Origin of the sequence: Parabacteroides sp. AT13 (assembly GCF_002272965.1) — a bacterium.
Classification (GTDB): domain Bacteria; phylum Bacteroidota; class Bacteroidia; order Bacteroidales; family Tannerellaceae; genus Parabacteroides; species Parabacteroides distasonis.
This window is the reverse complement of sequence record NZ_NQMH01000002.1, coordinates 663,333-676,961: the sequence shown is the minus strand read 5'-3', so window position 1 is coordinate 676,961 and position 13,629 is coordinate 663,333. Positions and strand designations below refer to the sequence as shown.

Here is a 13,629-nt window from a genome sequence, read left to right as displayed (position 1 = left end):
AATAAATAATTTTCTCGTTTATACTATTTTCCACACTTACACCTTAGGATTAAGGTTTGTATTTTTATTTATCTTTTATAATAATCTCATCTCCCGAACGAGTCCACACATATTTGTGATCCACGTCCACCTCACGAAGGATTTTATCCAACGAATAATCTTTCGTAAAGCTACCGGAGAAGATTTCCTTTCTCAAAGGATCGCTCTCAACGCGGATACGCACGTTGAACTTACGTTCCAAATCCTTGGCGATACTCATGAAAGGTTGTTCGGAGAATTTCAGGCTACCGTCCATCCAAGAGAGAGCATCCTTGGCATCCACCTCACTGACTCTTACCTTATTGGTCTGCTTATTAAAGCTTAGTTTCCGGTTTGGAGTCAAGGTCACATCGCCCGCATGGGCAACCTCATCCCGCAAGCTCACGTTTACTTTTCCCGACACCAGAGTGACATCGGTCGTTTCATCCATTCCGTAAGCCTTTACGTTAAAGCTAGTTCCTAGAACCTTGATATCCAATCTCTTTGATTTTACGATAAAAGGCTTAAGGGAATCCCGGGTAATCTCGAAGTAAGCCTCACCATCCAATTGTACGCTACGTCCGTTCGTATTGAAATCACTGCCATATCTCAACGTGGAACCTGCGTTGACCCAAACCACGGATTGATCCGGCAAAACGACTTTCGTTTGGGCTCCCATAGGAGTTGTCGTCTCAAAATAAGCCAAGGCGGCAGATTTCGGCTGATTATGTCTCGTACCTATATAATAAGAGGCAGTCCCCACCGATACCACGATCAAGACCGAGGCGGCAACTTTTCCTAAAAACCGAAAATTTAGCCAATGATTCTTTTCAGAAGGAATAGCGGGATCGATAAGTGTCCCGAAATGTTTTTGGAAATCGGCTTTCATATCAGAGGCAAACAAAGGTACATGCGCCGTCGCCCAACAATCTGCCATCTCGGAAAGGCACTGTTTATGAGCGTCATCCGTTTCCAACCATTGTAGTAATTCATTTCGCCCCTCCTCGGATATATCTCCCATGAGGTAGCTATAAATTAAATCTTCTATGTGTTTATTCTCTATTTCCATGATATTAACAAAGGAGCCGGTTTTCAACCCGGTTTCTATTATATACACCTGTTTTAGAGATTCCGTTTAAGGAGATTCCAATTATTTTTCGAAAAAATTAAATATAAGTAAGAAAAGAGGGTAAAGATCGCCTAAAAGTTCACGCAACTTCGCCAAACCGATCTTGATCTGTACTCGTACCGTACTGGAACTGATATGATTTGTTATCGCTATTTCCTCATAGGTCTTGTTATGGTAAAGATATTGCACGAAGATATCCCGGCATTTAGCGGGCAAGGAATCCACGGCACGATAGATTTTCTCCTCGAATTCCTTATTCTCCAGATAAGCCAACGGATGGGGATCGGCGTCTATCTGCAACTCTTGTATCGACAATAAGTTTTCTTGTACATCTGATAAAGGGACTTCTTGCTGACGTTTATCTCTTAAATAATTCAGGCAATAATTACGTACCGAGCGAATTAAATAAGCGTTTACCGGATGTATTAACGCCGAATGGTGATTCCATACATTCATAAAAACATCATTAACGATCTCACGTGCCGCCTCCGAATTATAGACATATTTAGTCGCTACGGCGCACAAGTACACGTAGAAGGTCGTATATAATTGTTCAAATGCTTTGGCATCGCCATTATTGATCCGAGATATTATGTCCTCCTTTACAATCAGCACAAACGTCAACCCTTAAGTTTCACTCACAATTGAATCACAAAAATAATGAAATATTCCAGAGATTACCTCATTTTAAAAGAAAGTATAGGGTAATAGCGCCAAACAGCTCGCTAAAGCGGACTGTTTGGATACTTAGGTGACGAACCGGATGCCATACGGGTGGCATAGCTGTGCCATCCTTATGGCACGCCCTTGCCATCGTTGTGGCACGGCTATGCCACCGGCGTGGCACGACTGTGCCAATGCTATGGAAAGGACTGGCACTATACGTCGTTGCAATACAATAACTTAGATCACTTAGAGGAATTGGCGGCACGCTTCTTGTTACGCCAGTAACTGCCGTCACGTTTGCTTCCGAACATATTACGGCGTTTCGACTCTTGCTTGATCGCTTCTTTCTTCTCGGCTACGGCGGCTTTCACCTCCTTGGTCTCATACATATGGCCACCGGCTACGGGGACTTCCTTGCCGATCAGTTTCTGGATATCTTTCAACAAAGGTACCTCCTCGGCGTCGCAGAAAGAGAAAGCCACACCTTCACGGCCCGCACGACCCGTACGCCCGATCCGATGTACATAAGTCTCGGGTACGTTAGGAAGCTCATAGTTAATGACGTGCGTCAGATGATCCACGTCGATTCCACGGGCGGCGATATCCGTAGCGATCAGCACACGGGTCGTATGATCCTTGAAATTCGTCAAGGCACGCTGGCGGGCGGTCTGGCTCTTGTTGCCATGGATCGCCTCCGCCCCTATCTCCGCTTTCGACAAGACACGGGCCACCTTGTCCGCCCCGTGTTTCGTACGGGTAAAGATCAATACGGATTCCAGTTCCGGGTTCTCCAACAAGCTTTTCAGCAAGTTGATCTTCTCGGCCTTCTCGACGAAATAAACGGATTGGTCGATCGCGTCCACGGTCGATGAGGCCGGGGTTACTTCCACCTTTTGCGGCTCGCTCAAGATCGTACCTGCCAAGCGCTCGATCTCAGGGGGCATGGTAGCGGAGAAGAACAAGGACTGGCGTTTCTTGGGCAATAACGGTAAAATACGCTTGATGTCATGGATAAAGCCCATGTCCAACATACGGTCCGCCTCGTCTAAGACGAAATACTCCAAGGTATCCAAGTGGATGAATCCTTGTCCGATCAAGTCCAGCAGACGTCCCGGCGTAGCGATTAATATATCGATGCCTCTTTCCAAGGCTTCCGTCTGGGGCTTCTGTCCCACCCCACCGAATATCACCGTATGGCGTAATCCGGCGAAACGGCCGTAAGCGGCAAAGCTCTCTCCGATCTGGATGGCAAGCTCACGGGTAGGCGTAAGGATCAATGCCTTGATACCCCGTTTGTAACCTTTCTTCTTCTGGAGATATAACCGCTGGATAATCGGGATGGAGAACGCCGCCGTCTTACCGGTTCCTGTCTGGGCGCAACCCAATAAATCATAACCTTGCGAAACGATGGGAATCGCTTCTGATTGTATAGGTGTTGGAGTCGTATAACCTTCTTGCACGAGAGCCTTACGTATCGGCTCTATCAAATCTAAATCTTCAAATGTCATTCTAAAATAGGGTGAGCCATCACGGCTCGTTATGTAAATAATGTGGGCAAAGGTAGTAAAACTTTATGATATAAACTATCTTTGCGCTTTTTATGCCCGTAAAGCGATATGAAAGAATTATTACTACTACTGAAAAAGTTCTTCGGATATACCTCCTTCCGTCCCTTGCAGGCGGACATCATACAGCGTATCTTACAGAAAGAGGACTCGTTGGTGCTGATGCCCACGGGTGGAGGCAAGTCGATCTGTTTCCAGCTACCGGCTATCTATCTGCCGGGTACGGCTTTGGTGGTGTCCCCCTTGATCGCCTTGATGAAGGATCAAGTAGAGGGGTTGATCGCCAACGGCATCCCGGCGGCGGCGTTGAACAGCATGATGCCGGAAGAGGAGCAACAGCAGGTGAAGCAACTTTGCGTGCAGGGCAAGATCAAATTATTGTATATCTCCCCGGAACGGATCAAGATGGAGGCGGACTGGTTCCTGCCCCGGCTGGACATCTCGCTCATCGCTATCGACGAGGCGCATTGCGTATCGCATTGGGGACATGACTTCCGTCCGGAATACACGCAACTGGCGATCTTGAAGGAGCGTTTCCCGAAAGTCCCGGTCGTGGCCCTGACCGCTACCGCCGATAAAATCACCCGGAAGGATATCCTAGAGCAGTTACGGCTTCGCACGCCCCAAACGTTCATATCGTCATTCGACCGCCCGAACATCTCCCTCACGGTACGCCGGGGACTTAACAAGAAAGAGAAGATCGCCGCCATCGTCCATTTCATCCGGGGGCACCGGGAGCAGAGCGGTATCATCTATTGCATGCGCCGCAACGATACGACCGAGCTGGCCGATGAGTTGGCGATGTATAATATCAAGGCGATCGCCTACCACGCCGGCCTCCTGCCCGCCCAACGGGAACAGGCCCAAAACGATTTCATCAACGACCGGGTGGACGTGGTGTGCGCCACGGTAGCTTTCGGGATGGGTATCGACAAGAGTAATGTCCGTTGGGTCGTGCATTACAGCATGCCGGGGAGTATCGAGAATTACTACCAAGAGATCGGCCGTGCCGGAAGGGACGGGATGAAAAGCGATACCCTCCTGTTCTATTCCTTGAGCGACTTGATCGTACTTCGCCGTTTCGCCGAGGAGAGTGGCCAAAGCGAGGTGAACTTGGAGAAGCTAAACCGGATGAGACGGTACTGCGAGTCCGACATGTGCCGCCGCCGTGTCCTGCTCAGTTACTTCGGCGAGGAGGCGGACCATGATTGCGGCAACTGCGACGTGTGCAAGAACCCTCCGCGACGCTTCGACGGCAGTGTCTTGATACAAAAAGCGCTGAGCGCCGTTATCCGGACCGGCGAGCATGTAGGCATGCAAATGCTGATCGACATATTACGTGCCTCCGGTCGGGCGGAACTCTTGGAGAGAGGATACGATAAGCTAAAGACGTACGGCGCCGGACGGGACCTCTCTTATAAGGAATGGAAGGAGTACATTTACCAGATGATCCAACTCGGGTACATGGAGATCGACTACGCCGCCGAGCGTGTCTTGCGGATGACCCCGTTAGGCAGGCGTGTCCTGTACGGGGAGCAAAAGGCCCAGCTCGTCATCTATCGGGAACCGGATGAGCTGACACGCCCCGTCCGGAGAGGCGAGCGGAAATCCTCCTTCAAGGCCCAGCCGATCCGGCCGATCCGGTCCGCCTCCACGGACGAGACCTTGCTGGACTCCCTCCGCCAGCTTCGCAAGCAAATTGCCGAGCGAGAGCATACGCCGGCTTATATCATCTTCTCCGACGATTCCTTGGAAGACATGGTGGAGAAGAAACCGGTCACCTTGGATCAGTTCAGCGACATCCGGGGCGTAGGGCAAATCAAGCTGGACCGGTACGGGAAAGTGTTCGTGGCCTTGATCCGGTTCGTGCTGAAGCTACCGAAATAAGAAGAACACATGTTAATGTTTTTAGCTCCTAAATGGAAATATAAAAAAATCACATATATTTGTCTACAGTTATTAAGCACAATGCCCCATATTCATGATAGACAAATATTTTTCTCTCCTCACCCACCTGCTCTGTCTGTGTTTTCTGGCAGGATGCGAGAATGAGTATTTCAAAACGGGGAGTATCCATATCCAATTGAAGAAACCTTCCGGATACGCAGATATCTCCTTGGCGAATATCCCGGTCACACTAATCAATCAAAGTATAGGCTGTGTCTACACCACGACCACCGACACAAATGGACTAGCTCTATTTGAACTAACCGCTGGCATATGCGCAATCTCCGCAAATCAGGAAACCACGACTGGCAACAGGGATTATATATTGAGTGGTAGCCTCTCCAATATCCAGTTCGAGGCCAATGGAGAAGAACGATCCGTAGAAATACCTTTGGAAGTGTCCGAACGAGGCCGTCTACTGATTAGCGAGATTTATTTCAGCGGTTGTCTCTGGCCTGACGGGAAAAATGTCTATAATAAAGATCAATACCTCACGTTGGTCAATAACTCCGATGACTTGATTTTCCTAGATGGCCTATGTATCGCACAAGCAGGACCCGTAAGCGTGACAAAGCCTTCCGGATGGATGCTCCATACCGATATGAAAGAAATACCTTTATTCATGATGTGCTGGGAGTTTCCGGGAACGGGAACCGAATATCCCATTCAACCGGGGGAGCGACAAACGATAGCGATTAACGCCATAAACCATACCAATAGCGAAGTGGGAGTTCCGGCCTCGCTCGATTTATCCAGCGTGGAATGGGCTTTTTGGGATCCTATCTTGACCGGAAGCCAAATCTCCGCCGGTGTAAAACCTCTAAACTTGGTATGGCGTGGCACCGGTTTCTCCTATCTGTTTTCCATGAACGGCCCGACGATCCTCTTGTTCCGCCCCAAAACGGACTTAAGAGAATGGATCGCCAATCCGGATCACATCCAAAAAGAACCTGAGAGTTTCAATACGCTAAAATACCTCCATATACCCGCTGATTGGGTGCTGGATATCGCAAATTTCGTCTCTTCAACCTCTACGGTAGCTTACACACGTATCCCATCTTCTATGGATGTGAGTCCGGGTATAGCCACGTCCGGCGGCTCCGGCCTGGCAATGCGTCGGAAATATGAGCAAGAGGGGAAACGCTTCCGCTGGAAAGATTCCAATAACACCGCCGAGGATTTCGAGAAAAGTCCACCTTCCTTAAAACGGTAAGCCTCTATGAAGATCACTATCATTCTATGTATGATATCACTATCTGTCTATGCCTCACGGTCATGGGCTCAACAAGAAAGTGCATGGGCTTTATCCGCCAATCCTGTCAGCATCAGCTATGTGCCTAAGGACAGCGCTATGGAAGCTGGTTTAAGTTATTTGATCCATCAAGCCGCCTTACCTGCCAGCGACCAGCCGGATCAAACACAGACCTATAGGGCTTATGTATCCGGTAACCGAAAGCTGGGTCTGCTTTGGCTGGCGGGTGGTATCGATTGGTCGCAAAGCCTACTGGAAGGGAGAAAATGGAATTTATTATCGCAACCGGACTATCTGATTACGGCCGGCGATTCCTTGGGAGAGCCACAACGCATCGAGAAATACAGGATCTACGGACAAGCGGCTTACGTCTTATCCCCGAAAATCAAGGTCGGGATAGATGGAGACTATACAGCTACAAGCAACGAAGATCGCTCCTCTTACCATATCTACCATGGGATGGCACACTTAATCCGGATATCAGGAGGTATCGTTTACGAACAAGTACGCAGACGTTTTGGAGCCTCGATCCATTATACCCATCGAACAGAGGAATTAACGTATGATACGGATAGTAAAGATAAACTTTATACATTTCCTCTGGGTTATTGGCTTCCAATGCAAGAATTATCGGGAAGTTTCCTGTTTCGCAGCCAAGGAAAACGCCTAGGTGTTTCCTTGCAAACGGAAACCCTAAAAGAGCATTGGAGTCTTTTCCATGATCTCTTCTACGAGACCCAGCAATTAGCGGACAATCCCAATAACTCCGGCAACTTGAGAGGCTGGGAAGAACGGCTGCATCAAATCAGTTACCAAGGTCGTTTTACCCGAACGAATAAATCGTGGACGCATATCTGGTCGCCCACAGCCCGATTCAACCAAACTACGGCCAACCGCATATTACAACGGAATCCCACCACAAGCTCGTCTGCCATATGGACTACATTCGCCACCTATCGCCTAGCAAGGCAACGGATGTTATCTACCCAACTAAGTTACGAGGCGACAAAGAATGATACTTCGGGCGAAAAGGTATCCACATGGCTAATGACTGTCGGATGGAATCGTTTGGAAAATGATTTCTACATATATCCTTTTACGGTCAAACAATATACAGGGCTCTTCCACGGAGAGATCGCGTTTTTTCGACAAATCCGCCTACCTAAAGAAAACAAGCTAAGTATCCGCCCGTCCGTGTATATCGTATCGGGCTATGGTACCGAGATCAAATGGGAGAAGGAAACGCAGAAGGATGAGAATGGCTCAGCAGAAATCAAGCTAGAGCAGAACATGCAAAAAGTGAACGAGGATTTTATTGCTCGCATGGCAACCCGTCTGGGTATCGGTACGGAAATGGAATATCGGCATCCCATTCATTCCGCCTTATCAGCGGGATTTCGTTTAAAGGGTAGTCTCGAACAAACGACAAGTCCTCAATCGACCCTCGGAGGGGGTGGAAACTTCAGTATTGTCATCTGGTTATAAATAGGTCTAATACTATGCGTTACTCAACTTTGTACAAAATACCAATAAGGATCGTGACGATATTTCTCTTATTGTCATCACTTCATCCGGGCAATTACCTTCACGGGCAAGAGCAACCGGATACTCTGTCCTTCTATTTACCCAACATTTTGGTAACAGCCATCGAGTCTAAGACTCCGGGTACGGTTTCCTTGCTTCCTGCATCAACATTGGAACACACGCAACCGATCACAATCGCTGATCTGACACAGTTATTACCAGGAGGTCTCACCAATAATTCAGGGGTGACAGACGCACAATATTTCTCAGTGCGGGAGGTTTCTTTAAAGAACGGGGTAAACCAATTTCATAAGAACGCAGCTATGGGTGCCCAAATATGGGTAGACGGCTCTCCTCTTCATTTCAACACCGGCATCAACGAGCCTTACGAAGGATATGATGCCCGTTTTCTATCTCTCAACCAAGTGAAAGAGGCGGAAATCATCCGGGGAATACCTTCTGCCCGGTACGGAAACTTAACAAATAGCGTATTATTACTCAAGACTCATCAAGGTAGAATGCCTCTCTCCACCAGCATACGTTACAATCCGAAACTGAAACAATATATGCTTGGAAAAGGCTTCTGTATCTCCCCACAAGGCCATACGCTCAACCTGTTAGCGGACTATACCAGCCAAGGCGAATTCCATACCGGCGGCATACGCTTGGCAAACCTTTACCATTGGTTGCCCGCAGGGAAAAAACTAGAATTAAGCCTTACTTACACCTCTCGCATAGGAAAGGAAAAGCAATTCGTCAACGAGCAGAATCATACACAAAGACAACGATTGGATCAGCGATTTTCCATACAAGGGGAATGGCAACCCGACCGACGTTGGCTCAAGAAACTGTCTCTGAGAATAGACGGTTCCCTTCAAAAAAGCAAACAAACAAAGAGTCAGGTCAACAATGCCTCTAGCCAGCTTTATACAGACCAGAAAGAGAGCGGCGAATGGGAAGCCCGTGTTTTATCCTCAAACTACATGTACACATTAGTCAATGAAAGCCAACCTTTTTATGTAGAAACCGAGATGCTGGCGTCTACCTTATTCCCTCTACGACAAGGGAGGGAGATCAGCTTAGTAGCCGGATTCTCATACCGTAGTGAGGGTAACGAAGGGCGAGGCAGGGATTTCGATCGGCAGAGGCCTCCTTCTACATCTATCCGTCCCCGCTCATTCCGGGAAATCCCGTCCTTGCATACGTTCGGTGGCTTCATTGAGGCCACATACCGGACTTCCAACCTCCATGTAGAAGCCGGATTAAGAAATCAAGGATTGAAAAGCCGGGATTATGCCTTAATCTATCAGACAGAACCTCGCCTGAATCTCTTATGGTCTCTCTGCTCCTCTCCCTCCGGCTATACATTGAGTTTAAAAGCCGGGGTCGGATGGATCAGTTTCATGCCGACATTGGAAAAACTCTACCCGGAAGCTATTTATAATGATAAGGTCTCTTTCTATTATAATGATAGCAATGAAAATGGAAACACCCTCGGTATTCTCACGACACATGCCCCCGGAATGGAACGAAATATGAAATTAAAACCTACCGTAAATCGAAAGATAGAGGTTGGCCTTATAGGGAAGACTCCGGCCATCCGACTTGACATGACCGCTTTTTTCGAGAAACAAACGGATGGCTTTTCCTCCTCGGCGCAATATATTCCATTCAGCTATCGGGAATATGATTATCTATCAACCGCCCAACTTCGTCCTGAATACAAAAATGGACAGGTATGGGTGAACGGTAAGGCTGTCCCTTATCAAGAGAAATATAGTTACACGCCGGTATCTGTACCAGTCAATACATTCCATAGGAAGAAACATGGGATCGAGATGGTAGCGGACCTCGGGACTTTCTCACCCTTGCGTACCTCCCTAATCGTAGACGGGATCTGGTTATATGTACGAGAAAAGAATACGGCCCTTAACGGGATCTGGCCGATCCAGTACACAGATAAAACAGAATACCCCTACGTAGGTTTTTACGACAAGCAAGGCGGACCGGGAAATGAAAGTCGTTCGGAGATCATCTCCACGAACTTCCGTTTCATCACGCGCATCCCCAGAATCGGACTGGTCACTACCCTTACGTGGCAAATGATATGGCTCTATAAATATCGTACGCTCTACAACGGTAGCACTGGCGAGAATGTATGGCCCCTATATTGGTGTGGAACAGACGGAATCATACATTCGTTCACCGAGACACAGAAAGAGGATCCAGCCTTCGCGCCTTTACTCTCCACCACCGCGCCGGAACGATTCCTGCCAAACTCTTATAAACCATATGGTATGCTGAATATTCGGGTAAACAAAGCTTTCGGAGAGCACATCACGCTGGCATTCTTTGCCAACAACCTCGCCGATTTACGCCCCACTCGCTATTCGGCCAGCACGAGATCTTACCTTCAACAAAATACCCAGCCTTTTTTCGGTCTGGAATTACAAATAAAACTATGACATCATGAAAACAAGCATACTTTACATATTCCTACTGTCAGTCCTTTACGCCTGCGACTCCCACTCTCTTCTTCCACCCAAGCAGCAATTGGATCAGCAAATAGCGCAACTGAATGATTATTCTTTGTTGAGCGGTCCCTTGAACGACCAGCTATGCGAAGAGATAGAAACCCATGCCCAAGAAATAGGGAATGACTCGCTTTTGCTGGCAACCCGCCAAATCATATACACCCGCTATTGCAGATTACAGGACACGGCCCATGCGAGAATGCTACTCGACCGCATGAAACCTTATGCCATCCGCATAAAAGACAAGCACCTTCTCATGAATCACCTGCGTATGGCATTTCTTCACGCACAGATACGCCAACCCGCAGAATGCGAGCGATGGATAAACGAGGCACGAAAATATGCATATATAAATCCTCAAAACTGGTATATCACGGCGGCTAGCGCTTGTCTTGAATGTGGATTATATCCCCAAGCACTCATCTATGCGGATTCAGCATTGGTGAACTTGAAATATAAAGTGATAAGCTCTCCTCACTTAGTAAAAGCTATAGCATTAAGCCGTACGGGAAAGACCGCCGAAGCGGAGGAATGGACCCAACGATGCATTACCGATATCCGCCACTTTCAGGCGAAACACCAAATACACACGATCAGCTATCTGCAATATCAACTCTTCATGGAATACGCCGTCTCTCTCCGGAAACATGGAAAAAACAAAGAGGCACTATCCGTATTGGAGGAATTAGACAGAGTCTCATTCAATAATGTCGCCACGCCTCTCTTGAGGAACAAAGACAATATCGAGGAATATAAGGTGCGTGTGGCACGTATGTTGTCCGAATGCCATTATGCGACCGGAAATCAATCGGAAGCCATCCAACAGGCAAACCGGGCAGACTCCCTACAATCCCATTATGCCCAAGAGCAAATGAACATACGCAGAAAGATGATCAGCGAAAGCCTGCAAAACGAACTATTATCCACCCGCTTAAAAAGTCAGAAGGCGGAAGCGGAACAGGCACGGCTCATCCAGTATATCCTTACCGGAGTCATTATTTTGCTCATGGCTATCCTAACCGGAGGATACCTTTGGTGGAGAAATCATCGCCGTCGCCTACGCCAGTTATTCGATTTATTGATAAGCCATCATGCGGCTTGGTTGCTAATACACGATCCGCTTCCGCTAATCTCCCGGCCACAAATAAAGTTACCAGATCATTCAGAGGCAAACACCGAGGTCACAACAAAAGCTGATAATCTCCTATATCAACGAATCCTATCAGTTATGAAAGAGCAAAAGCCTTTCTTAAATCCTAATCTCGACCTTGTGACCCTCTCCCGTCTAGTGGGTACTAACCGAACACAACTATCCACCACCCTCAATAGGCAGACGGGAATGAACTTTAGTCGTTGGCTGGCTGAATACAGGGTACACCACCTCCTTTCGCTCGTCGCCCTACGTCCCGACAGCGACATCACCGCACTAGCCTCCGAATCAGGCTTCACCTCCCGAACCTCCTTCTTCCGGCAGTTCCGGCAAGTCACCGGACTTACGCCCAACCAATACAGAAACGTACGAAAAGAGACCGGCAAATAATCTGTTAAAGTACGTGTCTAGCCTTTGATGCAGGGGCTTTACGGCCTTTGGTGTACCAGATCGTTCGGATCAAGTTTCAATACGTTCGCATCTTTTCTCATCCCTTGATTTACCAAATGGGACTGTCTATATTTGACCTCGCAAGTCCCTCTTATGCGGGTTACTTAAGACAGTACCAATATGGAAGAAAAGCAAAAGCCATCCCTAATCGAACGCAGGCTATATGCCCGCATCTTACAAATCATGGAGGATAAGAAGCCTTATCTCGATCCACAGTTCAATTTGTGCCAGTTGGCCAACCTCGCTTGCACGAACCGTACCCGGCTATCCTCTACCTTGAACAATCAGACGGGTATGAACTTCAGTCGCTGGCTGGCTATCTATCGGGTAGAGTACCTCATACGGGAATTTTCCAAGTGCCTCACACAAGAGCCGCAGGAGTTATACAAGACGGCTGGGTTTACCTCCCGTACCTCTTTCTACCGCCAATTCAAGGAGGTGACGGGCAACACTCCCATCGAGTACTTCGCCAACCTATATTATAACAACGTAAATGATTCAACTAAATAAATAGCGATATGAGACATTTTACACTCCTACTCTTATCCGTTTTTACTGTCTATCAAGCCAAGGCGGATATATTGATCCCCTTAGACAAATATCCTACGGGGGAAAAACGTTTCAACTTACAGATCAACGGAAGTCACGATACCAGTACCCCTTGGCTCTCCACCACGTCATTTGGCGTGGATGAAGATGGGCAGATGGGAAACCCGGAGAATTGGACTTCCGAACAAATCGACGAGGACAATCACTCGGTAAGTCACCGACTCATCATGAACAGTATTTCCCTGCGCCTCTCCTATCGTGTATGGGACAATCTCAGCCTGTGGGCAGGCATCGGTACCACCAACTTCACCCACGAGGAGACTTTCCGAGATGATGACGACCTAAGCAGTACCATCTTCAGCAAGAACATGGTACCCATCTACAGCGGAGGGTTAGGTTACGGCTATGCCTTTACCGACCGCTTTTTCATGTCTACCCAACCCGGCGTGCGCTATGCCAACAGCGATAACATGACCACCGAGGTGTATTACCAAGGCAAGACCATCCCCTTGCGAGACCTCAGCCTCAACCGCCGTTACCTAGAGTGGGCCGTGCCCGTGGTGGCCGGATACGCACTGGGCAATTTCGTGCTCTATGCCGGCATCCTCTACAAGGACTACACGATGAAAGACCGGTACGAGTTCACCAAGACATATGCCGGCGAGGACTATACCGTTCGTATCGACGAGACCTTCCACGCCCGTCACAAGCTGTACGCTTTGGCCGGGGTGAACTATTTCCTCGCTGACAACATCTCGCTCGGAGTAAACGGGAGCTTCGGCAAGAGGCAGTCCGTACAGTTACAATTCAATATCAGTTTCTAAACCTCTTAAACAGATATATAC

General features: G+C 48.1%; 10 protein-coding genes. 7 read left to right on the top strand and 3 right to left on the bottom strand.

Features of this window, described 5'->3' with window-relative positions:
- Positions 1–64: 64 nt before the first annotated feature.
- From CI959_RS17195 to CI959_RS17185, 3 genes are all read right to left on the bottom strand, one after another.
- Entirely contained in the window at positions 65–1,087 is a 1,023-nt protein-coding gene (locus CI959_RS17195; RefSeq protein WP_011966329.1) for a FecR family protein, read from the bottom strand.
- An 81-nt stretch (positions 1,088–1,168) separates the two neighbouring features.
- The gene (locus CI959_RS17190; RefSeq protein ID WP_008772119.1) at positions 1,169–1,771 is read right to left on the bottom strand and encodes an RNA polymerase sigma-70 factor; all 603 of its coding nucleotides are present in this window, start codon (positions 1,769–1,771) and stop codon (positions 1,169–1,171) included.
- A 284-nt stretch (positions 1,772–2,055) separates the two neighbouring features.
- Positions 2,056–3,321, bottom strand: a complete 1,266-nt coding sequence (locus CI959_RS17185; RefSeq protein WP_005862195.1) for a DEAD/DEAH box helicase — start codon at positions 3,319–3,321, stop codon at positions 2,056–2,058.
- A gap of 108 nt (positions 3,322–3,429) precedes the next feature.
- On the opposite strand from CI959_RS17185, the gene recQ reads away from it, so the two are divergent.
- The 7 genes from recQ (at position 3,430) to CI959_RS17150 (ending at position 13,608) form a co-directional block, all read left to right on the top strand.
- Positions 3,430–5,265 carry a DNA helicase RecQ gene (gene recQ, locus CI959_RS17180; protein WP_022192151.1) on the top strand — a complete coding sequence of 612 codons (1,836 nt, stop codon included), beginning with the start codon at positions 3,430–3,432 and terminating at the stop codon, positions 5,263–5,265.
- 94 nt (positions 5,266–5,359) lie between these two features.
- Complete coding sequence (locus CI959_RS17175; protein ID WP_095231505.1) at positions 5,360–6,538, top strand: DUF4876 domain-containing protein; 1,179 nt, start codon at positions 5,360–5,362, stop codon at positions 6,536–6,538.
- Positions 6,539–6,544: 6 nt separating this feature from the next.
- Positions 6,545–8,062 (top strand): DUF6850 family outer membrane beta-barrel protein, encoded by a 1,518-nt coding sequence (locus tag CI959_RS17170; protein ID WP_095231504.1) that lies wholly within the window; start codon positions 6,545–6,547, stop codon positions 8,060–8,062.
- A gap of 14 nt (positions 8,063–8,076) precedes the next feature.
- Positions 8,077–10,566, top strand: a complete 2,490-nt coding sequence (locus CI959_RS17165; RefSeq protein ID WP_095231503.1) for a TonB-dependent receptor — start codon at positions 8,077–8,079, stop codon at positions 10,564–10,566.
- A gap of 4 nt (positions 10,567–10,570) precedes the next feature.
- Positions 10,571–12,175: a helix-turn-helix domain-containing protein gene (locus CI959_RS17160; protein ID WP_005862185.1), complete on the top strand. Its 1,605-nt coding sequence runs from the start codon at positions 10,571–10,573 to the stop codon at positions 12,173–12,175.
- 180 nt (positions 12,176–12,355) lie between these two features.
- Positions 12,356–12,745 (top strand): helix-turn-helix domain-containing protein, encoded by a 390-nt coding sequence (locus CI959_RS17155; protein WP_005862182.1) that lies wholly within the window; start codon positions 12,356–12,358, stop codon positions 12,743–12,745.
- A gap of 8 nt (positions 12,746–12,753) precedes the next feature.
- The gene (locus CI959_RS17150; RefSeq protein WP_057317100.1) at positions 12,754–13,608 is read left to right on the top strand and encodes a hypothetical protein; all 855 of its coding nucleotides are present in this window, start codon (positions 12,754–12,756) and stop codon (positions 13,606–13,608) included.
- Positions 13,609–13,629 lie beyond the last annotated feature (21 nt).